Origin of the sequence: Paenibacillus ilasis (genome assembly GCF_043195395.1) — a bacterium.
Taxonomy (GTDB): domain Bacteria; phylum Bacillota; class Bacilli; order Paenibacillales; family Paenibacillaceae; genus Paenibacillus_AQ; species Paenibacillus_AQ lautus.
The window spans coordinates 2,014,028-2,037,834 of the sequence record NZ_JBHDJG010000001.1; the positions used below are offsets into that span (position 1 = coordinate 2,014,028).

The window sequence follows — 23,807 nt, forward strand, 5'->3', positions numbered from 1 at the left end:
GGACCTGAATCAGGTCCTTTTTCATTTGCCTATATTCATCCAATCGGTCCCATATAGACAAGCTCGGACGAATTGGCCGGATGCTGGGCAAGACCAATGATATCACCAGCTCTGGGAATTTGCAGCTTCGATACAAGGGTCTCCAGCGTTTTGGTATATTGGCTTCCATCGTTCTCCGTTACATCCAATTCAAGGATGACAACCGGGTCGAAATTGATCAGCTTCCCGGTATCCCGTACGGTTCGTACTTTAGCGGTGGACGTTATGGCCAGCGCTCCGGTCGCTGCCAGCTGCGCTTGCTTCGCCTGCTCTAAACTTTGGTTGATGGCATTGCGATGCTCCTTCGGTACAAAACCTTTCATCATCATGCCCGTTAAACCCTTGTTCATCATTTTATCTGCTTTCTCCAAAGCATCCTGCGGACTTTTCTTTTTTCCAAACCATCCCATAAGCTCAGCACCTCGCTAGTTAAATTATTTATTATTCCATGTTACCCGTGGGGTCTAAAGGAGACAATGGTTTGGCAAGGATACAAAACTTTCGGCGTTAGGAGTAAATTAATACGATACTCCTTCAAAAACTTTTGCCGAATGAAATGGTTTGCGCACTCTTTATCCTGTCACACAGCGAATAAAATGAAGGGAACGGCAAAAGTTTTGCTTGTAAAGCATGCTTTTGTAACCATTTTGGCGCATGAGTTATTTACTTCGAAGCAGGTAGACCAGCTTTTTGTAGTAAGACGTTGACTCTTTGTATTTCCTTGCTTCCTCTGATACCACGGCCAATGCTTCATATAAGGATTCGAGTCGCAATGTAAGCTGATTGGACTCGTAGTACGGTAAACAAGAAAGGGCATACCCCATAAATTCATCATGATGACCGTGAGCCAAGGCCAGCTGGCATTGGTAGTAGGCTGCCGACATTTCTTGATCCGTTGTCAGCTCTATCGCTTTCAGCTCTTGAATATACTGGGTTACAAGCCCCCACTGCTTTTGAGCCAATGCCAATTCACACCGGTAAATCAATAGAACCGGGCGGAATTGCTGACGTACCTCTACGGCTTCCCGCGCGAGAAGTCCTTCAAAACGGTGGATTTCTTCTTCGGCTTTTTCATGATCTCCCTGCATCGTCAGCATGATGATCCGATTGTTCAAGATGGTTGACACCATGTTCCCCTGGTTTACCGCATAGACCAAATGGGCTTCCGCCATGGAGAGGGTAACCAGCGCTTCCTGATACAATCCCATGGAATAACAATAGCCGCTGTACGCGATGTACAGATCGGATAAGCGGTGAAACAATCGGTCTTCATAAACCCGTCTCATCGTACCTTCAAACACCTGCTTGGCCTGGTCATATTGCTTCAAAAATATACAGGCCTCCATCTTGAAGTTTTGGGTGGTCAGCCATAAATCGGTGCCGTCCTGCACATATTCGCTTAACCGGTTCACTTGGCTTAAAGCCTCATGATAGCGGTTCTTGGAGCGATAGAACTGGATTTTATAGAACAGCATCGCTTTTTTCGCGGGGAGCGGGAGCCCAGCGTCGTCAGGACGGCCGTATTTCTCCAGATAAAAATTGAGGTAATTCTGGTGCAGATAATCATGGGATACCGCATCGTTCACTTGTTGATAATAGACCGCCTTCATCAAGGCAGTTGTAAGTTCTACCGTCAGACAGTCATGTCGATCGGGAAGATCGTGTATGCGCTCCTCTGTAACGTGAGAGACCGATTGGGATAATTCTTCAAAGATGCGTTCCGCTGTCTCGAGTGTATCCTTATCGGAATTAGCCGTATGGATTAAATAGGAGGGGGTCACTTGCAAACGCTGTGCCAGATGCCCGGCAAGGTCCTCGGCCAATGGATAACGATCGGCAAGGATGTTCGCAAAATGGGTGGTTGTCACGAATCCCTCAACTAGCTCTTTGCGGGATATTCCTTTTTTCTTGCACAAGAAATCAATTCGTTCTTTTAACACGGGAACAAGCTCCTTAATAACTGGATTTTGGGAAAAGTATACCATGCCGGGCGCGACCTATCCGGACTGATGGTTAAAAGAGGAGCAAGGACCTAGTCACTTGTGAGCGGTGAGTGCGGGTAAGCAAGGAATTTGTTAGAATAGAAAGTAGAAGCGAGTAAATTTTGAATCATCCAATTCGGCGAGGTGAAAATCATGATGGCTCACATTAGAACCACAACCGTTCAAGTCGTTAAATCAGGCTCCGGGCAAAGCCGCACGGAAATATCGGGCAGACTATTTGTTCGGAGCCTTCTTCAACATTAATTAGAACTGCATTATTTCATGTGTCGGCTTTGCTCACTATTTACACGATTCTATGTAGATAGGAGCAGGGAGAATGAAATACGAGAAAGCACTAGATATTTTACCTGAACACGTAGTCAAAACCATTCAACAATATATTGATGGAAGTTATATTTATATTCCGAGAAAGTCGGAGAACCGGAAGTCCTGGGGTGAACAAACCGGGGTTAAGAAGGATCTGGATATTCGGAATCGCAGCATTTTCAAAAGTTTTTTGCATGGCGACTCCATCCGTGCATTGTCAGAACGATATTATTTAACGGAGCAATCGATCCGTAGAATTATTCGGGCAGAACGACTGAAAGATTAGGTGAGATCGGATATCATTTTCGTGAAACGGTTATATGGCATTCGATTATCATCAGGAAAGAGCGGCTAGGACACTTGTCCTAGCCCTTTCAATTTAGGAGAATAACCTATCAGAAATTTAGAACGAACTGGACCCGACGGAAATGGGAACAGTGTGCCTTGGGTCATTGTAATGCAGCCAATTTGCTCCGTCATGATTTACCATGTTAAGGAAAAGCATTAAAATAGAGGTTAACGACATTGCAAGTAGAAGGAGTTATGCATGAACCCGTCATATACCCGGCGCATACAAGAAGTTTATCCGCACCTGGATATTCAAGACGTTGAGATGAACAACATAGGCCAGAACAACGATGTGTTGATTGTGAATCAGACGCTGGTCTTCAGATTTCCTAAGTACGCGGAAAGTTTCCAAGCGTTGATCAGAGAAACCCAAATATTGAATGGGATCAAGACCAAGTTGACGCTGCCTATACCGAATCCGATGTATGTTTCATTTGGCGATATGCAAGTGGGCAAAATGTTCATGGGTTATCCTTTAATCGAGGGTCAACCGTTATGGACAGAAGATTTGCTTTCACACCGGAATTCGGACATCGAGGATAGGCTGGCAGAACAGATGATCGAATTTCTCATTCAACTTCATGCTGTGGAGATCAATGAATGGATCGCTGGCGATAAACAGATTGTAAATGTCCACGAAGAAATGTCCGGATTGTACACTCAAATTCAAAACCTATTGTTTGGTTACATCAGACCCGATGCACAGGTGGAAATCTCAAGCAACTTCACCGGATTTTTGAACAACCCTGCGAATCATGACATTCGTCCAAGCTGCATTCATGGTGACTTTGGCTCGTCCAACATCTTATGGAGCCCGGAGAAAGGTCGAATTACAGGCATCATTGATTTTGGAGGCTCAGGGATCGGAGACCCGGCTTATGATCTTGCGGGAATTCTGTCGGGGTATGGTCAAGCGTTCTTCGATAAGTGTATCGCCATGTATCCGAATGGAGAGCAAATCGCGGAGCGCGTACATTTTTATAGAAGCACATTTGCCTTGCAAGAGGCGCTGCATGGGGTCATTCATCAAGATGCTGAGGCGTTTGAGGCAGGCATACGAGATTTTAGATGAAACATAATCATGGGGTTATACATGATACAAGTACTGGAGGTATCCCATAAATGACACCTAAACCCGTCATCATCGAGGAATATAATCCCGAATGGCCGAAAATGTTTCAGGTGATTCAATCCATATTGGCACAGACCCTTGGTGCTGATGCGCTGAGTATCGAGCATGTGGGAAGCACCTCCATACCAGGGCTTGCCGCAAAGCCAATATTGGATATTGACGTTGTGATCGAATCCATGAAATCGCTTCCGGCGGTCATTGCGAAATTAGAAACGCTTGGCTATAACCATCAGGGGGATTTAGGGGTCGAGGGCAGAGAAGCTTTTGAAAGGAAAGATGAGTATGCCCCACACAGCGAGAAGCTTACATTGAGAATGACCCAGCATTTATATGTCTGCCATCGGGACAGCAAAGAACTGTTCAGGCACATTACTTTTCGGGATGCTCTCATCAATAACCCGGAGCTGGTCAAAGAATACGCCTCATTAAAGAAAGACTTAGCCATAACTTTTCGAAATGATCGGAAAGCCTATACGGAAGGCAAATCTGATTTTATCCAGCAGGTATTGAAGCAAGGTGCACGCTAAAATGCTGAAAGAAATCCAGCATAACAACTTATATCATGAGCTGAATCCTACCAACAAAATACATAACAGCGAGGTAAACCAATGAACGTTACATTAAAGGTGTTAGATAACACGGAGCTTAAAAGCATCTGGAAGGAAGCGTTTCAACAGCAAAATATAAAGCGACCGGATGAGTACTATGATTTGTGCGAATATGAGAACCAAATTGGCAAGCGTGTCACTTTGTTGGCATTTGTTCATGAGGAGCTGGCCGGGGTTTCCCACTTGAAATACGAATCGAGTTATCCGTATTTTCGAGATCAGAACATTCCGGAAATCAATGATCTGAATGTGTTCCCGGAGTACCGGAGAAACGGCATAGCGAACTGCATCATGGAAGAATTCGAGAACATCGTTCGCAAAAAAATGGCGCGTATCGGTATCGGGGTTGGATTGTACAAAGACTATGGTGCAGCTCAAAGAATATATGTCCGTCGCGGTTATATTCCCGATGGCAACGGGATTATGTACAGCAATGAACCTGTGGTGCCCGGTGACATGGTATGTGCGGATGACGATCTGAATCTGTATCTGATTAAAGAGCTGGTTTAATATAGCGTACTGCAAATAATCGGCTTCAGTTATATAAGTTTCAGGAGCGTGAGCATGAGCATGAGCTTTTTCATTCGATTAAATATATCGAGTTTTTTGTATGCACTGTTCCCTTTTGCCGGGATTGAACTCATGGCTAACGTTTACCGACTCAGTCGAGTAACAGGGTGGGGGCTGGATCACGTGAATGTTGTGATTATGGTCTTCTCCTTAGTTGGCCTGCTTCTATCGGGTTACGGATTTCCAAAGCTGATCAGGCATTGGTTGGGTGGCCGTAAAACGTCTTTCTTTTCGCTTCTTTTGTGGATCCCCTATTTCATGATTCTGACCTATATTGTGGCTGCATGGTTTCCGATCATCGATCCGGCAGACAAACCGAATCCTGTAACAGGGCTCATTGCCATCGCAGTTTTGGCACTGTACCCATTCTATCTGGCTATCCTTCATCTGTTTGGAACTACCCCGATTACTGAGGGGATGGAGGAGGATCAAGTGACATGAGTTTAATGAATAAATATCAGGTGAATGTATCAGGTTCAGAAAGGAGCGGGCTATGATCATCGGCATCCTTATCGTGGTGCTTATTATTGAACTCCTTGTAATTGAGGTCAGACTTAAAAAGAAGTTGCATCATGACGAGAGAATCATTGAGAGACTCGATCTCATGATCAAAGATATCCGTGAATTAAAGAATAAACAATAGATTCACGGTCTAGAGGAGTAAGTAAAGATGGGCAATGTGGATAAGCATAAATAAGCTCGAACAGGAGAATGAACGATGAATAAAGGGTTTTCCCATTGCTTGCAAATTTTCCCGACGTCTAACTTCGAGAAGACCAGCGAGTTTTATGAGCGAATCGGGTTCCGTGCTGTGAACTATTTTGATGCAGCAGAACCGCATGTGTGCCTCTACAAGGACTCTATTGAGATTGTATTAACGAAGACGGAGATTGAGGTTGTTCCCAATCGAATCCGTTACGGATATGGGTACGATGCTTATTTTATTACTTATGGACAACGGGAGATCTAGCAAGCGCTTATGGATTTGGACGTGAATATTGTTAAAGCCTTATCGACGACGGATTATAACAATCATGAGTTTGTGTTTGAGGATGTGGACGGACGCTGGATCGCAGTTGGTAATAAGCTATAGAAACTAGGCGCGAAAAGGAGGGGGATGAGACATGGTTGAAATTCTGGTCGTCAGGCATGGACAATCGGAAGCGGATATTTTGAATCGGTGTGAAGGACGGGCTGACTATGCACTGACGGGTCTTGGCCAGCAACAGGCACGGCTCCTGGCAGAGTGGATTCATCGTGAATATACTTTGGATGCCATTTTCTCCAGTACGTTAAACCGGGCCAAGCAGACCGCGGCAGCCATAGCTGAAACAACAAAAGTCCCCGTTACCTACGATGATGATTTAATGGAGCAAAATAATGGGGTCATAGCCGGTATGCTAAGAGAAGAGGCTTTACTTAAATATCCCTTGCCTGATGGAGGAAGAAAGCGGCACGATTCGATCGAAGGCGGAGAGTCTGAAGTGCGTTTCAGAGCAAGGGCCGAACAATTCATATCCAAGCTGTTTACTACAATCCATAGCGAGCCTGACTTGAAAAGAGTATGCATTGTCTCCCATGGCGGAATGATCACGATGTTGTTCCGAAGCTTCTTGAATCTTCCTTATCATACGGATATTCATATCCCGACAGGCGATACAGGCGTTCATCTATGGAGATATGATCGTAGCGGGAAAAAGATAATCGCGGCTACGAATTTGCAGGAGCATCTATTATGAAATAATATGCACATTAAAATCCCGCTATAGCCATCGTGCTGTTGCGGGACTTTTCATAGGCTTTACAATGATCTACATTATCGTAAATATTATTAACAGATCAGAGAAACTTTTTTACCAAAATTTGCGTCTAATAGTATGACCTAAATAAAATATCAAAAAAGGATTAGAAGGAGTTATGGAATGAAACTGAAGAAACGATCATTGCTAACCGTATTGGCTGTTGCCCAATTAGCGGCAGCTTATCCGGCGAGCGCGGATGCAAATACCGCAGACAAACCACAACAGTCAGTCACCCAAGAAGTGTACGAGCAAAACGCTGCGGCAACCAAAGCAGTAACATCCGGGGGTACAGACGCTGCTCAAGAGACAACCGATACAACAGAGACAGAGACAGAAGGGTCTCAAGAGCCGAATGAAGCAGGAACAACCGAAGTACCGGTTGAGGAAACCGGGGAAGTGCAAGATCCGGCAACAACTACGGAAGAGCAGGGCAACCAGAATAACCAGCAAACCGTGACGGGTAAAGAACTTATTCTATTTTTTAATAGTACAAAAATGGTACAAGACGGCGTTACCTACAATGCACCGCAACCGATGCAAGTCAAAAAGGGAGTATCCTATGTTCCCATTCGTGCCCTTGTGGACCGTGTAGGCTTCAAGGTCACTTACGATAAGAAGACCAAAGAAACCGTCATTACCAAAGGAACCAATGAGCTTCGCTTCAAAACAGACAGCAGCAAGTATACCGTGAATGGCGTAACGAAAGAGATGAAAGGCACCTCCTACCAGACAAAGAGTACCTTCATGGTTCCCCTGACAGCTATAACCCAAGCGCTCGACATTCAATATAAAGTGGATAATGTGGGTAAACGCGTCATCATGAATCTGGAAACCAAGCCCGTAGCCAAGTTTACGGTGGGACCTAAAGAGATTTATGCAGGACAAACTACAGTGACCTATACACCGCAGCTGGAGAATGTACAAGGTGAAATCATCGACGAACGCTGGGAAGGCAAACAGGATATTTTCGATGCACCAGGCCAATACATAGTCACTTACTCGGTTCAGGATTCTACAGGAGCGTGGAGCGAGCCATACAGCCAAACGATTACGGTCATTCAGCCGAATCTTCCGCCTGTTGCCATGTTCGAGACCGATAAGTCCGAGTATAAAATGGGTGAGTTGATTACTTATACGAACCAAAGTACAGATGATCAGGACAAGCCTGAGGATCTGACGTACAAATGGGAGAATAAACAATATGCTTTCTTCACACCGGGCGTTTATACGATCAAGTTAACGGCTACCGACAAGAAGGGACTTAGCTCCACCTACGAGACGACGATTAACGTGACAAACGAGACATTATATCAAGAAGAGGATTTCAATATGCTCTTTATCCCGGAAGGTGAGAAATTCACGTTCCTCGGCAATGTGACTTCGCGTCCGAAGATTAACTATGATTTTTACGACGAGCCAAGCACCTTGATTCGCAGTAACAGTCCGGAAACCGTCAACAGCGAAGGCATTGTGTACCAAGAGACGGCGGTTGGCGATATGCGCTTTATGATTCACCATGTAAACAATTTGAATAAAAATGTGAAAATGTACGTTATTGCAACGAACAAGAACAGCACCCCGGTAACGCTCAGACAAGATTACTTGGGATTTGCAGGTCCGTCGCCGATCGCAACGGCAGCAGGCAAGAAGTCTGTGCTGAACTACTTCCAATCCATGCAGGACGATTCGAAGCGAACTTCAGTAACGCTTGCACCAGGTGAACAAAAGCTGGTCATGACGGAACTGAGCGATGTTAGAATGAAGCAAGGACATGTCATTTCCCTTTACTCGGATATGTACAGCGACCTGCCGATTCAGTTCGATGTGGTGATGATTGATGAGAAATCCGATCCGTTGAAGGTTCTGAGCACACTGCCGATCCTGAATCGCGATGGTGTTCATAACCGTGGAACCTATCCGGATTCGACGCGGATCATCCGTTATTCCGAACTGGTGGGTGCCGAATCCGAGCGTCTCATACTTGGAGACAATCAGGATGACCCTAACTTGGAAGGGATGGACCCTATGGTTGGGGACATTACGCACAATACGGGTAACTTTGGTGTTCTGTATAAAATAACATTGGATCGCGTAGCACCGGATACCCTGATCTCGTTTAACCCGCGGGGCGGTAAGTACTCGGGATATGCTATGGTAAATGGAACAATTGTACCGATCTATTCCCTTGGACAGGTCGCTCCTGGCGAGCAAGCGGTCCTCTATCGTACAGGCGATTACGAACAAAAGGTTGAAATCATGCTGACGGCTGCGCCAGGAAGCAATTTGCCAGTCAACCTGCTGTTTACACAAATGCCTGAAGCAATTCATTAAGACCTGATTGCATATAGGCTTCACGACTTGAGCAGCTGCTTGAGGAGTGAAGCCTTTATTGTTGTTAGTCGATAGATGAACAGGAGTAAAGAGTGCGGTGGTATTGCATGGTTTGCGTTAAATCATGTTCCTCTGCTGGGCACTGTTTCTTCCTCTGTTGAGAGTCGGTTCACCTATCGCCTCATACGGGAAGCGGAATATGGTATTATTCATGCTCTTTACGTGGTGTATGATCAACACCCTTTAATAATTTGTCTTTCATCATTTGGACGATATGCAGTGGAATTCGATATTTCTCCGCAAGCTGTATGCTTGTGATGTCCGGATGCTCATCCAATTCTTTTTGAATCCAAGCACGGATATCATTTTTCCGCATAAAACACCTTCTCTCATCGATTATTCTTTTGAATCATTAAATCGTTATAGGTGTTATGCCAATCCCTGTATATCCCGTATTGGTTAAAGGCAATGAGGTAACCGTGTTGGATGATGTGTTAATGATTGAAATGTTGGGACTCAGTGTATTCGTTACATACGCTCTTGTACCATCTGGAGTAATTGCGATACCGTTCGGACTATCTCCAACCGTGATTGTGGGAGCAATAACCGTGTTGGCTGCAATATGAATGATGGATACGGTATCTGAGCCGGCATTGGTGACATATGCTCGAGATCCGTCAGGCATAATCGCGATTCCGGTAGGGTTATTTCCGACCGGGATGGTCGCAATGACCACGTTGGAGGCGGTATCGATGACGGAGACAGATGCGCTTGAAAAATTGGTAACGTACGCTCGCGTACTATCCGGCGTAATGGCGACCTCCTGAGGCAATAAGCCAACCGGTATTGGCAAGCCGAGCACCATGTTAGAAGCCGTATCGATAACGGAGACGGTTCCATCGGTTGAGTTAACGACATAGGCTCGCAGGCCGTTTGGCGTAATGGCGATTCCAGTAGGACCGTCCCCTACGGGTATCGGCGTTCCGATGACCGTATTTGTGACCGTATCAATGACGGAGACGGTGCTGTCAATAAAATTCGTGACGTATACCCGCGAACCATCCGGCGTGATGGCATTCCGATCTGCACCATCGCCAACCGGAATCGGCAAACCGATGATGGTGTTGGAGGCCGTATCAATCACCTGTACACTATCATCGCTAAAATTGGTAACATAGGCACGAGTGCCGTCGGGCGTGAACACAATATCGTTTGGACTATCTCCGACTGGGATGAAACCCATAATGGTATTTGTAGCCGTATTAATGACGGTGATGACATCATTGAAACCAAATATAGCGTAAGCGAAGGGTCCATGGTCCACGGAATTGATGGAGCATACCGGAATGATTCGCGTTCCGAAAACACCGGTAACAATAACCGTTCCTTCTCCGGTTCGCAAAATCCGGCCCTCGATACTATCGGCGAAGCCGGAAGTCGAAACCGAAATGTATTGATTGTCTAATTGCAGTAAAGTATCTCTCAATTCTTCAAAACAGGGATCCGTTGGGCTTTCACCTGCAGGACCTTGAGGGCCCTGAAGACCCTGAAGACCCTGAAGACCCTGAAGACCCTGTGGACCTTGAGGTCCTGGTACGCCCTGAGCGCCTTGTGGACCAGGGATTCCTTGCAGTCCTGGTGGTCCAGGTGGTCCAGGTGGTCCTGGAATACCCTGAGATTCTGTTAATCCTGAAGTACCCTGTGGGCCTTGTGTCCCTGCAGTTCCGTTTATGATCGTAGGTGGAGGACATTTTACCCGGATCACTTTCTTTTTGACAATAATACATCGACGTTTTTTCTTTTTTGGTTTACGTATGAGGATCATTTTTTTCTTCCGGCAGCGTTTGGCCTTCCTAGGTGGACATCCCATCCGCGAACACCTCCCCTTGAATTGGTATATCATACGTATCCTGTGCATGAGTTGAGTGCACAAGTACCCAGTGGGCGCATAGACAGACACCTATTTTTCAATGGGTGTATCATTTATAATAGGGAAGTGGGGCAGAATCGGATACATCAGAAGATCTAACAGAAATCTGCTAATACGGAAACTTGGAGTGATGGCGTGTGATTAGATCAGTGGATATTCCCTCCTGAAATAGAACGATTTTATTTTAGGAGGGCATAAACGATGAAATTTCATATTATAGATGTTGAACAGTGGACGAGAAAGCCTTATTACGAGCATTATCGATCGAATAAATGTACCTTTAGCATTACCGTGGATATCGACATTACTCGCTTGCTGTATTCGCTAAAAGCCTATGGATTCAAGCTTTATCCAGCTTTTATTTATATGGTTACCAGCGTTGTCAATAACCGGGTCGAATTCAAAACGTCCTATAGTCCCGAAGGGGAGTTGGGTTACTGGGATCGGATGACGCCGAGTTATACCTTTTTCCATAACGATGACCATACCTTCTCCTGCTTATGGACAGCATGTTCAAATGATTTTTATCGATTCCACGATCATTACGTGCAGGACATGGAGCGATATCGGGATGCAAAAGGGATTTTCGTTAAAGAGAACCCACCGCTGAACACGTTTCCCATATCCATGATACCCTGGGCAAGTTTTAGCGGATTTAATCTAAACATTGTCAATGAAACAGACTATCTTCTTCCCATCATAACCGGCGGAAAATATATCGAGCAGGGTGGCCGTATACTACTCCCGGTTTCATTGCAGGTGCACCATGCTGTGTGTGATGGTTACCATGCCAGCATGTTCTTTCAAGATTTGCAAAATTTGGCGGATTCATGTGAAGATTGGTTAACATAATTCATGAAAAAAACGACAAAGAAAGACGACTGCAATGCAGTCGTCTTTTCTGTTCGCCACTGGTATCGAAATCATAAAATATCCTCACATAATCTTCACAAGTTTTGGTTAATTACATACAACCTTGAAAAAAGGTAATCCTAGGATCGCTAAGACCGAAAGGAGAATGTATGATGTCCCATGAACAATTTCAACAATGTATCGAGGAATGCTTACGCTGTATGGTAGCCTGCAACCATTGTTACACCGCATGTTTGGATGAACATGATGTGGCGATGATGAAAGAATGCATTCGCTTGGATCGGCAGTGTGCGGATATTTGCGGATTTGCGGCCCAAGCGATGTCCACGAACAGTATGTATGCCAGCGAGATATGCAGCATCTGCGTCGATGTCTGTGAAGCATGCGGTAACGAGTGCAAGAAGCATGATATGAAGCACTGTCAGGAATGTGCTGAGGCATGCTTTCGATGTGCAAAAGCATGCCGGGAGATGGCTGCTTAAGCACGGCATCCATCGAACAGGTGGACGATGCGGGAAGAACCGCTATATGAGGGAGACGGCCTTTTTTTTTTGGGCACATGTGGGCAGAAGAGGCTCCGATATATGGCCCCGTTAATATGCTGAAAATCGCCCGTTAAGGAGATCATGAGGACAGAGGATCCGTTAATTGCGGAAATCGGCGTATTATGAAGTTCGCACGGACAGAGGATCCGTTATTGCCACATAATCACGGATTATTCCGCTGAAAATCCCGCGATAGCGGATCTCTTGTCCGCTTATTGCTGCAAAAAGGGTGAAAACAAGGAAATAGCGGAACCAGTGTCCTCAAATATCGGAACTCGTAGGACTATAACTAACCTGGGTGGCGGTATTAAAATGAGGGATTCTGTAGACGACTAATCGCTGCTGAACAGAATAACAGAAATACGCCGAATCGGCCTTTTTTTGGCACATGTGGGCAGAAGAGGCTCCGATATATGGCCCCGTTAATATGCTAAAATTCGTCCGTTATGGAGATCAAGAGCACAGAGGATCCGCTATGTTGTGGGAATCGGCCAATAATCGAATTCTTGCGGACAGAGGATCCGTTATTTTACTGGAATCGGCCTATTATGAAGTTCACACGGACAGAGGATCCGCTATTGCACCATAACCCCGCTGAAAATCCCACGATAGCGGATCTCTTGTCCGCTTATTGCTGCGAAATGGGTGAAAACAAGGAAATAGCGGAACCAGTATCCTCAAATATCGCAACTCGTAGGACTTTAACTAAGCTGGGTGGCGGTATCATAGTGAGGGATTCTGTAGACGACTAATCATTGCTGAACGGAATAACAGAAATACGCCGAATCGGCCTCTTTTTGGCACATGTGGGCAGAAGGAGCTCCGATATATGGCCCCGTTAATATGCTAAAATTCGTCCGTTATGGAGATCAAGAGCACCAGAGGATCCGCTATGTTGTGGGAATCGGCCAATTATCGAATTCTTGTGGACAGAGGATCCGTTATTTTACTGGAATCGGCCTACTATGAAGTTCACACGGACAGAGGATCCGCTATTGCACCATAATCACGGATTATTCCGCTGAAAATCCCGCGATAGCGGATCTCTTGTCCGCTTATTGCTGCGAAATGGGTGAAAACAAGGACATAGCGGAACCAGTGTCCTCAAATATCGCAACTCGCAGGACTTTAACTAAGCTGGGTGCGGTATCATGGTGAGGGACTCTGTAAACGACTAATCGCTGCTGAACAGAATAACAGATATACGCGGAATCGGCCTTTTTTTGGCACATGTGGGCAGAAGAGGCTCCGATATATGGCCCCGTTAATATGCTAAAATTCGTCCGTTATTGGAGATCAAGAGGACACGGGATCCGCTATGTTGTGGGCATCGGCCAATTATCGAATTCTTGCGGACACAGGATCCGTTATTTTACTGGAAACGGCCTATTATGAAGTTCACACGGACAGAGGATCCGTTATTGCCACATAGTCACGGATTATTCCGCTGAAAATCTCACAATAGCGGATCTCTTGTCCGCTTATTGCTGCGAAATGGGTGAAAACAAGGAAATAGCGGAACCAGTGTCCTCAATATCGCAACTCGATAGACATTAACGATGCCGGGGCATAAGGTAGCTGTTCTTATTACTGTTCATTTTTCCGATAAGGTTGCTGTTCTCACGAGAATGACCGATTTCCCGCCGCTACAAAAAATCCCTTTCGCCTGGACACGAGAGGGATCGAAGAAAGGGCGTTCTACGAAGCCTTTGCCGATGTCAACAGCGTTATATCCAAATGCTCTTGATCCAGCTGATGGCAGCGGGACGTAACGGCAAATGCTCCGATAGCGAACAAAACTGCAGCCCAAGGCAGGTGTTCGAGTCCGACGTTATCCACGACTAGGCTGCCCAGTAGGGAACCAACGGCGATACCCAGATTGGATGCAACCGGCATGAGCGTGGAAGCGAAGTCCTTGGAGCCGGGTGAAGATTCATCCGCTAGGTCAATCAGGTATAACTGAACGGCGGTACTGAGCGCAAAGGAGAAGCAGGCGACCAGCATTAACGACACTAAGGCCATCCATGGGAGTGATAGGGTAAGGGCAAGAGCCATCATAATCATCGCTTGGATGGTGAATATGACTTTCAATTTTACCCTGGAATTGCCTTGCGCTACCTTGGCCCCGAGCCAATTGCTAAGAATTGTGAAAGCGCCGTAGGCCAGCAGGACGGTGCTGATCCATTGCTGCGGAATCCCCATCACATTCTCTAAGAGCGGCGTTATGTACGTGTATACGATAAATACGGAGCCTACGCCAAGGACCGGAATGAAGAAGGCAAGACGAATCCGCTTGTTCTTGAACAAGGCTAATTGCTGTTTCATGGAGCTTACGCTAATGGTATTGCTCTTGGGCATGACTGCCATCATCAAGACTAGCGGGAGGATCCCGACCAATGAAGTAACAATGAAAGCCGTTTGCCAGCCTGCCATCTGGCCGATCTGCGTTCCGACCGGAACGCCCAGGACATTGGCAATCGAGAAACCTCCGATGATCCAGGCAACCGCACCAGCCCTGCGGGAAGCGCTCATATGCTCGCTTGTAGCGGCAATGGCCAGCGATAAGGTTAAACCGCACAGAATCGCGGTGATGATGCGAATGAATAACATGACGGGGTACGTGGTGGCAAAGATGGTCAAATAATTAAATACTAACACCGCAATATACGCTGTCAGAATGGTAACATGCCGCGGAATGCGTCCGAGCAGCGTCACCGCAAACGGCGTTCCGAGGGCATAAGCAATGGCGAAGCTGGATACAAGGACACCGGCTCCAGCAAGCGATATGCTGAGACTTGCGCTAATGTCTTTTAATAATCCAACAATGACGTATTCGGTAGTACCCAATACAAAGGCGGCAAAAGTAAAGGCGATAATAAAGATGGTCTCTCGTGTTCTGGTCATGGTTGTCTCTTCTCCTGATTTCTCTTTTTGTATGCTTCGATCTTACGTTATGAAAGGCTTTTCAAGTCAAGCCTGAAATGAGGATTTCAAAGAGATGCTCCCCCAGCTTCATGCTATAATGTAGGGAAAAAAGTGGAGTGGGTGGATATCTTGCCGAATCAAACTTCAAAACGCACATGGCGTGCGGACAAACTATCGCAGATCGGTTCTTCCATATTTGCCGAGGTCAGCGAGTGGAAACAAGAGGCTCTTCAAGCGGGAAGACATATAATCGACTTGAGCATCGGCAGTCCTGACCGTGGTCCTTCTGCGGATATCCGAGAGGTGCTTAGCCAGGAAGCGTTGAAAGAAGATAACTATACATACCCAGGTACTAGAGGAATCGCGGAGTTTCGAGAACAGTCAGCGGCTTGGATGGAGCACCGTTTTGGTGTAAATGTTAACCCGGATACCGAAATACTGGCTTTGATGGGATCCCAGGATGGATTATCGCATCTGGCTCAGGCCATATGTAATCCGGGGGATGTGGCCATTGTGCCGAATCCGGGGTACCCGATCTATGCCGGAGCGCTTGCGATTGCAGGCGTGACGCCTTGGTATCTTCCGCTGAAGGAAGAGTTTGGATTTGTACCGGATCTGGACAGCATTCCGGAGGAGATTTGGGCGAAGGCGACCTTCATTCTGCTGAATTTTCCGGGAAATCCGATTGCGGTCCGGGCAGATGATGCTTTTTTTGAAAAATTGGTCGGCTTGGCGAAACAATGGGACGTGCTTATCGTCCATGACCTTGCATATTCCGAGATGGGGTTTGACGGCTACCGTCCCATGAGTATTCTGCAGGTTCCAGGCGCCATCGACATCGCGGTGGAATTTCACTCCTTCTCCAAGAGCTTTAACATGGCAGGCTGTCGCATCGGCTTTCTTGCCGGTCACGAAGAAGCAGTGGGCGCGCTGCGGGAGTACAAAAGCAACATCGATTTCGGCGTATTCAAGCCCGTTCAGATTGCAGCTGTCCATGCACTCCGTCAAGCCATGGCATCTGGCGATGAGGAACAGGGTGTCGCTTCACTATATGAACGCCGGCGTGATGTCCTCGTGGCAGCGCTTGCCGAAGCGGGATGGGTTGTTCCTAAGCCGCTGGCCACGATGTTCCTATGGGCCCGGCTCCCTGAAGCTTTTCGTGATGTTCAATGGAGCTCGCGCCGTTTCGCCCGCGAATTACTGCTTGAAACCGGCGTTGCGGTTATTCCTGGAGATGCTTTCGGTTCCGAGGGAGAGGGTTATGTGCGAATCGCGTTAGTCCAGGAAGAAGAGGCACTCCGCGAAGCAGCGCAGCGAATAGGGAAGTTTATAATGGCAAGAAATTAACGGTTAAAGATCGTAACATGAACAGCTTGGGCAAAGTGATACTGAATGTCTACTGAGGAACGGAGGAATTCGGATATATGGATGTCAAAGCCGGCGGGCAGTATGAATCAGATGCTATAATTAAATGGAGTTATTTGAGTCATTTGCATATCCAACGCTAATAAAGGGTGAGCACATTGCGGAACTATGTCCCTATACAAGCACCAACGATAGAGAATCCACCTCCGGACTCTTCTTACACCTATCACGAACATTTGCCAAGCCCTCCACTAACTCCTTATGTGGCCTGTTATTGGACCTTGGATTATCAAGCTTCGTCACTTCAGCAGCCGCTTCATCGTATCCTTCCTGACGGTTGCATTGATATCATATTTAATCTGAAGGCACCGGCAGCTTCAACCTCCGGCTTCATTACCGGTCTGATGTCATCTTACGAAGCCATGAGGCTCACACAGGATCAGTCACTGTTCGGCATCCGCTTTTTCGCGGAATCCGTCCGCCCCTTCATACATTATCCCGCTTCCGATTTCCGGGAGGGTCCTGTATTCTTGGAGGAAGCCTGGGGGCTGAATGTGAATCAGCTGAACGAGGAAATGGTCACGGCTCTGGATTCCGCGCACCGAATGGATTTGGTTGAAAGGTTTTTAATGGGCGTCTTAGGACAGAATAACGTCCGTTCCGAGCCGCTGCTGGAGCACGGCATGCAGTATCTGTACGCCGCCAAAGGAAAAATAACGGTTCGTGCTTTGGCCGAAAAGCTTAATTATAGCGAGAGAAACATAAGAAGGATATTTCAGAAGGAATTGGGCGTCAGTCCGAAGGTCATGGCAGAGATCATTCGTTTTCAATATTTGCTGCAGGAATTGCATCAGGCCAGGCTAACGCGGTTTCCCGACATCGCTGCCCAATACGGATACTATGATCAGCCTCATTTTATTAACAGCTTTAGGCGTTTATATGGCATGTCACCAAAACAGGCTTTAAGTGATCGATCATGGAATTCTTGATGTCTAAGCGCAAGTTGTCCGTTTTTTACAATCTTTTAATAGCGTAATCGACGAAAATAGTAACGGGTAACAAAGATGATGCATAGGAGGTATTACCATAATGAGAGCGCGTATATCCGTACTTACAATCGGCGTCGATGACCTGGAGCGGTCATTGAAGTTTTACCGTGATGGACTCGGCCTCCCGACCGAAGGGATCATGGGGACGGAATTTGAGCACGGGGCTGTAGCATTCTTTGACTTGCAAGCAGGCGTGAAACTGGCGATCTGGAATCGCAAAGATCTGTCAGTTGAGGCAAATGTTCCTCTGTCCCCTCCGAGTTCCTCGGAGTTTACCATCGGTCACAACGTCGGCAGCAAGGAGGAAGTGGATGAGGTGATGGAGCAAGCCAGAAGGGCGGGTGCAACGGTTACCGTTCCGGCACAAGACACATTCTGGGGAGGATACTCCGGCCACTTTCTCGATCCGGATGGTCACTTGTGGGAGATTTGCTGGAATCCTGCCTGGGAGCTTGATCTTTCGTAACGAATGTGATAAATTAATCAACGATTGTTGTGCAACTGAATAAAATATTTGAATGTATAACCTCATTAATATGGTCTGAGGGTCTCTACCAGGAACCGTAAAATCCTGATTACAGAAAATGTTTCTCATTTTTTGTAATCAGGATTTTTTGTTGTTTATAGGCAAATATGACATCGAAGAAAGGGGATTCCATTCCAGATGAATCTGAAAGTATTAATTCTAGCGATATCGACGATATCCGTCGGGCTGGTTGAACTTATTGTTGGCGGAATACTCCCGCTCATCGCGGACGACTTGCATATTTCACTCGGTACGGCTGGTCAGCTGATTACTGTGTTCGCCCTGGTCTATGCGGTAGCTGGACCGGTTCTCCTTGCACTGACGGCAAGAGTGGAGCGGAAACGACTCTATATGATTTCCTTATTCGTTTTCTTCATTGGTAACTTACTTGCATATCTAAGTCCAAGTTTTATGTTGTTAATGGCTGCCAGAATATTAACCGCCATGAGTACAGCGCTGATTATCGTGTTATCGTTGACCATTACCGCCAAGGTGGTTGAGCCTGCGCATCGGGCGAAAGCATTAGGCGTTATTTATATGGGGATCAGCTCGTCATTGGTGCTTGGCGTGCCGCTCGGCATTTTGATCAGTGAAGCTTTTGGATGGAGGGTATTATTCCTCGGTATCGGCATTCTGTCAATTGGCTCCATGATCTTGATCTATATGTTCCTGGATCGGATCAAGCCTGAAAATGTCACGTCGTTATCCGTCCAGATCAAGGCGCTGGGCAAATCGAAAATCGCCGGAGCGCATCTCGCCACCTTGTTCATGCTTGCAGGGCACTACACGATTTATGCATACTTCACGCCGTTTCTTGAATCCGAGCTTGGGCTGAGTCCATACTGGATCAGCATCTGCTACTTCCTGTTCGGACTATCCGCAGTCGGCGGCGGAGCGTTTGGAGGCGCGCTCGCCGACCGACTGGGGTCGAATAAAAGCATCGTCATCATCATTACGTCATTCATGTTGGTTCTGTTTCTACTTCCGTTCTCTACATTCTCGATCGGCGTATTTTTAGTCGTGATGATGATATGGGGAGCATTAAGCTGGAGTCTGGCTCCTCCGCTGCAGAATTACTTGATTCAAGTGGATCCAGGCTCGTCTGATATTCAGCAAAGTTTTAACAATTCGGCGCTGCAAATCGGAATCGCGCTGGGATCCGCTATCGGCGGCCTCGTGTTAGAGCAGGGAGGTACCGTAGCCAGTACGTCTTGGGTAGGCGGAGGAATTGTCATGGTGGCGCTAGTCTGCGCCGTTTATTCCTTAACGAGACCTGCGCTTGCATTAAAGACAAGCAAATAGTCCAAGACTGCTTATCCAAAAGGCAGCTGCGATCACGCAGCTGCCTTTTTTTCTCCGCTAGGAGAGCGCGGTATTCTTACTGAATTTGACATCGGATCGAAATAACCTTAAAATGAAATTGTTTCATATGAATAAATATTTTAGTGACTCATCGAATTATCTCCTGTTTTATCGGTTAATTTTTATTTCTATAGAAACAATATACTAATGCGAAGGAGCGTGATATGGCTGAACAACTGAAACCATCATTTCTTTCCGGGGTGTAACTTCTTTAATATGCTCATATTGTTTCTCGCGAAACTAATTTTGGTTATAATGAAAAAAAACAATGAGTCGAGGAGCTTGCATAATCATGAGTACGAGCAAAATAAAAAACGCTATCCATGAAAATTTCATTCAATTTCTGCAGCAAAAAGAACAATATGAGAACCGGTTAAGCAGCGCTTTTATCGAAGAGCTCCGGAAAATAATAGAGATAGACTCCACCCTAAACATAACGGAACTACATACCATCGCATGTATTGGTGAGCAAGAACCGATTAATGTCACTTCCATTGCCGAAACGATGAGCCTGAGCAAAGGGAACACCTCCAAGATAACCAATAAATTATTGAAGGCGGGTTGGGTTCGCAGGGCCCAGCTCAATGATAACAAAAAAGAAGTGTACTTCCGGCTTACAACGGCTGGGAAAAAGCTTTTTGCCATACATGCTGAGCTCCATATCAAGGAGCAGCAGAGGATGAACGAGTTTTTGGATAGGTATAGCGAATCCGAGCTTGACCTTATGAAGCGATTATTTGGAGATTTGGCTGACTTTTATCAATAAGAATATGTTCGCCGATGTGATACTTGAAGATCTTAAAGGGTTATTCAAGCGAGCAATGGCTGGGGGTTGAATACATGAATTTCGTGAAGACGATCAGAGAACGAAGAAGCATTCGCAAGTTTAACTCCATTCCCGTGGAGCAGGAGCTGGTGATCGAATTACTCTACGCTGCGTGGCAGCTTTATCCATCCAGAGAAGAAGTGGCGTTCCGAAGCATGTATGCGGGGACGGCGGATTCGAAGGAACGTTTGGCTGTCAGTATGCTGGAACCGCTGGTGAAGAACAGACTGGTCAAATGGCTGCCGGAAAAGGTTCGGGATTTCGTTCGGAAGAGGGTCACCGATATACCTGGCCATCTTATCATCCTTGCCTCTACGGATGCGGACAGAAGGAAAAGTGATATGAATTATGCGGCGGTCTGCGGGATCATGCAAAATTTTCAGCTTCTTGCCTGGCAACGTGGGCTCGGTACGCTGTGGGATACTGAACCGATGATGCAGAGCAACGAATTATTCGAGCTGTTGAAGCTGCAGCCCAATGAGAGGCTGGTTGGTATTTTTCATCTGGGATACTTCGATAAGGCTCCAAGAGCCAGAGCACGAACACAAGCAGAAAAGAAATGGACGATTTTATCGAGTGGAGGAGGGTCCTTTTGATGAGCTATATCGATAGACCCGTTTCCGAAAATCATATACTGGAACTATTAAATGTTGCGGTATGGGCTCCCAATGACGGAATGCGGGAACCTTGGCGGTTTATATTTATCGGCTCAAGCAATACAGACTTGCTATCTGAATTGCAGGATCAGGCACCGGCTTATCTGATATTGGTCATTAAGGAAGATCATGATCCTCATAAAAGAGAAGAAGATTACGCAGCAGCAAGCTGCCTCATGCAGAATTTTCGTCTGCTCGCTCAGGATCGTATGCTCCATGTGCGAATGACGATGAATGACTGGATTTATGATAGAGCTTGCACCCTTCGTTTTGGTGTTCATGATGACGAGCGGATCGTTGCTGTGCTGGAATTGGGATATCATGAACGATCCATGGAGCTTGAGAAGGCAGAGAACACACCCAGCCTTACTTTTGAGTTGTTGTAAAAGGTTGCCATGCAGCCTACGATATTGATCACATTATATACTCACAAGAGTCGCCGAATAGGCGGCTTTTTTGATGTAAACTCATGTTTGGAGGCAGTTAAGGTCGTCATTGATCTAATTATCTGGAAGGGTGGGGGGCTCATAAATGGAAACAAATAGGCAGGAAAATACCTGCTGTTTGTTGAATATATTCCGAATACATACTGCAATCGCAGGAGGAGAGCAACATGAAGTCGATCACCGTTCAAAGTCTTACGGAAATTTTTCATTTGGAAGTACTTGCAGGAGCCAATCGCATGGATCGTATGATTTCCCGTCCACAAACGCACCGACCGGGGCTGGAGTTTGTCGGGTATTTCGATTTTTTCCCTATGGAGCGAGTGCAGGTGCTTGGTCGCAAAGAAATCAACTATTTATTGACGCTTACCATAGAAGAACGCAAGTTACATATCGGGAATATCGTCAAATATCATCCGCCGTGCTTTATTGTCACGTCAGGACAGCAGGAGATTCCATATCTGACCCTTTTCTGTAATCAAGAGGGCATACCGTTATTGCGGACGACAGAGACAACAACGGAATTTATCGCCAAGTTGGACAGCTATTTGGTGAAGACACTGGCACCGGAGATGTCGATCCATGCAGTATGTGTGAATGTATCGGGCATAGGAATCCTGCTTCGGGGTAAATCCGGGATTGGCAAAAGCGAGACAGCCCACACCTTGATCAGACGAGGCCACCGGTTTGTGGCAGACGATATCGTGGTGCTTAAAAAGCTGGGTCCTTCGACTCTTCTCGGCACACACAATGAGACAACCCGCGAGTTTCTGGCGCTGCGAAGCATCGGTCTGATCAATGTCGTTCGTCAATACGGACGCACGGCGTTTCAGGACGAGACGCGAATTGTGCTCGATATTGAGCTGTCGCCTTGGCGGGAAAATTCCCTGAACAACGAGCTGGAGGCGGTGCCTCAGTTTACCGAGTATTTAGGCATTCAAATTCCGCATATCGAGGTTCAGCTTCAGCCGGGACGGGACGTCGCCAGTCTCATCGAGGCGGCGGCCAACAATTGGTATCTTAAACAACTTGGATACAGCGCGGCTGAAGACTTTATGAAACGGATCGAAAACGAAATGCAGTCGTAAGGAGGCCCTAGGCAAAGAACTGAAAACTTTCTATCCCGTATTTTGTCGTGAATGATGCTCGAGTTGCAAATATGGTCCGATGATCCCTTCCGCGTTCTACTCCGTTGTCATCAGCATATATTTTCTGAGAATAACGCTATTGGGAGGGGCAAGATCAATGAGTGATCCCTTGTATGAGCACCGGTTTTGGCTACAGATTCTTGGCGACCACTGTCGTTTTATTTTTACTGCGCTTTCACCCAAGGAAAAAGGGGATATCGCCACAGCCGAGTCCTTAATGGCTACATTTGATATGCTGCTTGGGGAGGCGCGAAGACCCGATGCATCCACATTCATCGCAAAACTGACGAATGATGCCTATAATGCCACGTATGAACTGCGCGAATTCAAGCTGAATTTGCTGGAACGACAGCTTGCAGGCAAAATTGATTTGCTCCTGACGCCTTCCTTTGTCAACCATATGGTCAATGAATTGGAGGAATACCTTCGGATCTTACAGGCGTTACAAGAAGGTAAGGGCGTACCTCTGTTCCACCCCTTGCACTATGATATGGTTTGGCTGCAGGATGCATTTGGTCATGCAGCAAGCCTTGCGGCCGATCTGGATTTTGCTGAAAAGCCGTTAATTGCAAAAAGTTTGGCGTTCCAGAAAGATTTTGAAGGCTTTTATTTAAAAGCAGTAGAAATGACGGGTTATTTAAGGACCCATTTAAAGGATTTTCCTGCCCTGCGCAAATTTCACGCTGATATTGATCTGGAAATGAGAGTGTTCATGCACTTTCTGGCAGAACTCGAAGAATTTGAACTCCGCGGGGAGGTGCTGGACCGGATTAATCCGCTGATGCCGGATCATATGTATCGAGAAGAGTGCTACTATTTGTCCAAGTTGGCCGCTTTGGGTGAAGTACAGAACCCGAACTGCGATCCGACAAAGCCGAGAGTCACAGGTTGAAGAATCGTGCCGCATGCCAAACATCTGAACGGAAGCATGTCTTGCGATGCAAGCGATCAATAAGAAGGTGGATGTGCATCAGGAACTGACCAAGGTAGTCTCGGAATAAGCAAAGTATTTACGAAGTC

At 46.5% G+C, this 23,807-nt stretch carries 24 protein-coding genes, 1 pseudogene and 1 riboswitch; of the genes and pseudogenes, 20 read left to right on the plus strand and 5 right to left on the minus strand.

Features of this window, described 5'->3' with window-relative positions:
* Nucleotides 1–35: 35 nt before the first annotated feature.
* Nucleotides 36–449: a hypothetical protein gene (locus tag ACETK5_RS09485; RefSeq protein ID WP_326113323.1), complete on the minus strand. Its 414-nt coding sequence runs from the start codon at nt 447–449 to the stop codon at nt 36–38.
* 249 nt (nt 450–698) lie between these two features.
* Nucleotides 699–1,979, minus strand: coding sequence for an XRE family transcriptional regulator (locus tag ACETK5_RS09490; RefSeq protein ID WP_394055278.1), 1,281 nt, complete (start codon nt 1,977–1,979; stop codon nt 699–701).
* A 379-nt stretch (nt 1,980–2,358) separates the two neighbouring features.
* On the opposite strand from ACETK5_RS09490, the gene ACETK5_RS09495 reads away from it, so the two are divergent.
* From ACETK5_RS09495 to ACETK5_RS09530, 8 genes and pseudogenes are all read left to right on the plus strand, one after another.
* Nucleotides 2,359–2,634: a CD3324 family protein gene (locus ACETK5_RS09495; RefSeq protein WP_394055280.1), complete on the plus strand. Its 276-nt coding sequence runs from the start codon at nt 2,359–2,361 to the stop codon at nt 2,632–2,634.
* Between the two features lie 261 nt (nt 2,635–2,895).
* A complete protein-coding gene (locus ACETK5_RS09500) occupies nt 2,896–3,768 on the plus strand; it encodes a phosphotransferase family protein (protein ID WP_394055282.1) in 873 nt (290 codons plus the stop codon).
* Between the two features lie 50 nt (nt 3,769–3,818).
* Nucleotides 3,819–4,355 (plus strand): GrpB family protein, encoded by a 537-nt coding sequence (locus ACETK5_RS09505; protein WP_394055283.1) that lies wholly within the window; start codon nt 3,819–3,821, stop codon nt 4,353–4,355.
* Between the two features lie 81 nt (nt 4,356–4,436).
* Nucleotides 4,437–4,946, plus strand: a complete 510-nt coding sequence (locus ACETK5_RS09510) for a GNAT family N-acetyltransferase (protein ID WP_326113328.1) — start codon at nt 4,437–4,439, stop codon at nt 4,944–4,946.
* A gap of 54 nt (nt 4,947–5,000) precedes the next feature.
* Complete coding sequence (locus tag ACETK5_RS09515; protein ID WP_394055286.1) at nt 5,001–5,447, plus strand: hypothetical protein; 447 nt, start codon at nt 5,001–5,003, stop codon at nt 5,445–5,447.
* 277 nt (nt 5,448–5,724) lie between these two features.
* Nucleotides 5,725–6,099: pseudogene (locus ACETK5_RS09520) on the plus strand (VOC family protein).
* A gap of 31 nt (nt 6,100–6,130) precedes the next feature.
* Nucleotides 6,131–6,745, plus strand: a complete 615-nt coding sequence (locus tag ACETK5_RS09525) for a histidine phosphatase family protein (RefSeq protein ID WP_394055288.1) — start codon at nt 6,131–6,133, stop codon at nt 6,743–6,745.
* A gap of 183 nt (nt 6,746–6,928) precedes the next feature.
* Nucleotides 6,929–9,139: a stalk domain-containing protein gene (locus ACETK5_RS09530; RefSeq protein ID WP_394055290.1), complete on the plus strand. Its 2,211-nt coding sequence runs from the start codon at nt 6,929–6,931 to the stop codon at nt 9,137–9,139.
* 205 nt (nt 9,140–9,344) lie between these two features.
* Here ACETK5_RS09530 and ACETK5_RS09535 read toward each other — a convergent pair whose 3' ends face one another.
* Nucleotides 9,345–9,515, minus strand: a complete 171-nt coding sequence (locus ACETK5_RS09535; RefSeq protein ID WP_165789656.1) for a hypothetical protein — start codon at nt 9,513–9,515, stop codon at nt 9,345–9,347.
* A gap of 36 nt (nt 9,516–9,551) precedes the next feature.
* Entirely contained in the window at nt 9,552–10,625 is a 1,074-nt protein-coding gene (locus tag ACETK5_RS09540; protein WP_326113332.1) for a YncE family protein, read from the minus strand.
* Between the two features lie 20 nt (nt 10,626–10,645).
* Here ACETK5_RS09540 and ACETK5_RS09545 point away from each other — a divergent pair, with 20 nt between their 5' ends.
* The 3 genes from ACETK5_RS09545 to ACETK5_RS09555 all read left to right on the plus strand — a co-directional run bounded on the left by ACETK5_RS09545 (nt 10,646) and on the right by ACETK5_RS09555 (nt 12,424).
* Nucleotides 10,646–10,873: a hypothetical protein gene (locus tag ACETK5_RS09545; RefSeq protein WP_394055293.1), complete on the plus strand. Its 228-nt coding sequence runs from the start codon at nt 10,646–10,648 to the stop codon at nt 10,871–10,873.
* Between the two features lie 397 nt (nt 10,874–11,270).
* Nucleotides 11,271–11,921 carry a type A chloramphenicol O-acetyltransferase gene (gene catA, locus ACETK5_RS09550; RefSeq protein ID WP_394055294.1) on the plus strand — a complete coding sequence of 217 codons (651 nt, stop codon included), beginning with the start codon at nt 11,271–11,273 and terminating at the stop codon, nt 11,919–11,921.
* Nucleotides 11,922–12,094: 173 nt separating this feature from the next.
* Nucleotides 12,095–12,424, plus strand: a complete 330-nt coding sequence (locus ACETK5_RS09555) for a four-helix bundle copper-binding protein (protein ID WP_394055296.1) — start codon at nt 12,095–12,097, stop codon at nt 12,422–12,424.
* A gap of 1,761 nt (nt 12,425–14,185) precedes the next feature.
* Here the strand turns inward: ACETK5_RS09555 and ACETK5_RS09560 are convergent.
* On the minus strand, nt 14,186–15,391 hold the full coding sequence (locus ACETK5_RS09560; RefSeq protein WP_326113335.1) for an MFS transporter: 1,206 nt from the start codon (nt 15,389–15,391) through the stop codon (nt 14,186–14,188).
* A gap of 132 nt (nt 15,392–15,523) precedes the next feature.
* Here ACETK5_RS09560 and ACETK5_RS09565 point away from each other — a divergent pair, with 132 nt between their 5' ends.
* The 9 genes from ACETK5_RS09565 to ACETK5_RS09605 all read left to right on the plus strand — a co-directional run bounded on the left by ACETK5_RS09565 (nt 15,524) and on the right by ACETK5_RS09605 (nt 23,679).
* Nucleotides 15,524–16,759 carry an aminotransferase class I/II-fold pyridoxal phosphate-dependent enzyme gene (locus ACETK5_RS09565; RefSeq protein WP_326113336.1) on the plus strand — a complete coding sequence of 412 codons (1,236 nt, stop codon included), beginning with the start codon at nt 15,524–15,526 and terminating at the stop codon, nt 16,757–16,759.
* A gap of 167 nt (nt 16,760–16,926) precedes the next feature.
* Nucleotides 16,927–17,766 carry a helix-turn-helix transcriptional regulator gene (locus ACETK5_RS09570; RefSeq protein ID WP_326113337.1) on the plus strand — a complete coding sequence of 280 codons (840 nt, stop codon included), beginning with the start codon at nt 16,927–16,929 and terminating at the stop codon, nt 17,764–17,766.
* A 100-nt stretch (nt 17,767–17,866) separates the two neighbouring features.
* On the plus strand, nt 17,867–18,292 hold the full coding sequence (locus ACETK5_RS09575; protein WP_326113338.1) for a VOC family protein: 426 nt from the start codon (nt 17,867–17,869) through the stop codon (nt 18,290–18,292).
* A 32-nt stretch (nt 18,293–18,324) separates the two neighbouring features.
* Nucleotides 18,325–18,424, plus strand: a riboswitch (purine riboswitch).
* A 66-nt stretch (nt 18,425–18,490) separates the two neighbouring features.
* Nucleotides 18,491–19,654 (plus strand): MFS transporter, encoded by a 1,164-nt coding sequence (locus ACETK5_RS09580; protein WP_394055301.1) that lies wholly within the window; start codon nt 18,491–18,493, stop codon nt 19,652–19,654.
* 352 nt (nt 19,655–20,006) lie between these two features.
* Entirely contained in the window at nt 20,007–20,480 is a 474-nt protein-coding gene (locus ACETK5_RS09585; protein WP_100537589.1) for a MarR family transcriptional regulator, read from the plus strand.
* A 74-nt stretch (nt 20,481–20,554) separates the two neighbouring features.
* The gene (locus tag ACETK5_RS09590; protein ID WP_394055304.1) at nt 20,555–21,136 is read left to right on the plus strand and encodes a nitroreductase family protein; all 582 of its coding nucleotides are present in this window, start codon (nt 20,555–20,557) and stop codon (nt 21,134–21,136) included.
* Entirely contained in the window at nt 21,136–21,582 is a 447-nt protein-coding gene (locus ACETK5_RS09595; RefSeq protein ID WP_243390731.1) for a nitroreductase family protein, read from the plus strand. Before ACETK5_RS09590 ends, ACETK5_RS09595 begins: the two co-directional genes overlap by 1 nt.
* Before the next feature lie 227 nt (nt 21,583–21,809).
* Nucleotides 21,810–22,727 carry an HPr(Ser) kinase/phosphatase gene (hprK, locus tag ACETK5_RS09600; RefSeq protein WP_100537588.1) on the plus strand — a complete coding sequence of 306 codons (918 nt, stop codon included), beginning with the start codon at nt 21,810–21,812 and terminating at the stop codon, nt 22,725–22,727.
* Nucleotides 22,728–22,884: 157 nt separating this feature from the next.
* A complete protein-coding gene (locus ACETK5_RS09605) occupies nt 22,885–23,679 on the plus strand; it encodes a DUF2935 domain-containing protein (protein WP_100537587.1) in 795 nt (264 codons plus the stop codon).
* The last annotated feature ends 128 nt before the right edge of the window (nt 23,680–23,807 follow it).

What these genes read in the sequence shown, in the direction of transcription:
- ACETK5_RS09580 (WP_394055301.1), top strand. Translation starts at nt 18,491, where the DNA reads ATGAATCTGAAAGTATTAATTCTAGCGATATCGACGATATCCGTCGGG.
- ACETK5_RS09505 (WP_394055283.1), top strand. Translation starts at nt 3,819, where the DNA reads ATGACACCTAAACCCGTCATCATCGAGGAATATAATCCCGAATGGCCG.
- ACETK5_RS09555 (WP_394055296.1), top strand. Translation starts at nt 12,095, where the DNA reads ATGTCCCATGAACAATTTCAACAATGTATCGAGGAATGCTTACGCTGT.
- ACETK5_RS09515 (WP_394055286.1), top strand. Translation starts at nt 5,001, where the DNA reads ATGAGCATGAGCTTTTTCATTCGATTAAATATATCGAGTTTTTTGTAT.
- ACETK5_RS09595 (WP_243390731.1), top strand. Translation starts at nt 21,136, where the DNA reads ATGAGCTATATCGATAGACCCGTTTCCGAAAATCATATACTGGAACTA.
- ACETK5_RS09500 (WP_394055282.1), top strand. Translation starts at nt 2,896, where the DNA reads ATGAACCCGTCATATACCCGGCGCATACAAGAAGTTTATCCGCACCTG.
- hprK (WP_100537588.1), top strand. Translation starts at nt 21,810, where the DNA reads ATGAAGTCGATCACCGTTCAAAGTCTTACGGAAATTTTTCATTTGGAA.
- ACETK5_RS09590 (WP_394055304.1), top strand. Translation starts at nt 20,555, where the DNA reads ATGAATTTCGTGAAGACGATCAGAGAACGAAGAAGCATTCGCAAGTTT.
- ACETK5_RS09535 (WP_165789656.1), bottom strand. Translation starts at nt 9,515, where the DNA reads ATGCGGAAAAATGATATCCGTGCTTGGATTCAAAAAGAATTGGATGAG.
- ACETK5_RS09530 (WP_394055290.1), top strand. Translation starts at nt 6,929, where the DNA reads ATGAAACTGAAGAAACGATCATTGCTAACCGTATTGGCTGTTGCCCAA.
- ACETK5_RS09605 (WP_100537587.1), top strand. Translation starts at nt 22,885, where the DNA reads ATGAGTGATCCCTTGTATGAGCACCGGTTTTGGCTACAGATTCTTGGC.
- ACETK5_RS09485 (WP_326113323.1), bottom strand. Translation starts at nt 449, where the DNA reads ATGGGATGGTTTGGAAAAAAGAAAAGTCCGCAGGATGCTTTGGAGAAA.
- ACETK5_RS09560 (WP_326113335.1), bottom strand. Translation starts at nt 15,391, where the DNA reads ATGACCAGAACACGAGAGACCATCTTTATTATCGCCTTTACTTTTGCC.
- ACETK5_RS09575 (WP_326113338.1), top strand. Translation starts at nt 17,867, where the DNA reads ATGAGAGCGCGTATATCCGTACTTACAATCGGCGTCGATGACCTGGAG.
- ACETK5_RS09495 (WP_394055280.1), top strand. Translation starts at nt 2,359, where the DNA reads ATGAAATACGAGAAAGCACTAGATATTTTACCTGAACACGTAGTCAAA.
- catA (WP_394055294.1), top strand. Translation starts at nt 11,271, where the DNA reads ATGAAATTTCATATTATAGATGTTGAACAGTGGACGAGAAAGCCTTAT.
- ACETK5_RS09585 (WP_100537589.1), top strand. Translation starts at nt 20,007, where the DNA reads ATGAGTACGAGCAAAATAAAAAACGCTATCCATGAAAATTTCATTCAA.
- ACETK5_RS09510 (WP_326113328.1), top strand. Translation starts at nt 4,437, where the DNA reads ATGAACGTTACATTAAAGGTGTTAGATAACACGGAGCTTAAAAGCATC.
- ACETK5_RS09525 (WP_394055288.1), top strand. Translation starts at nt 6,131, where the DNA reads ATGGTTGAAATTCTGGTCGTCAGGCATGGACAATCGGAAGCGGATATT.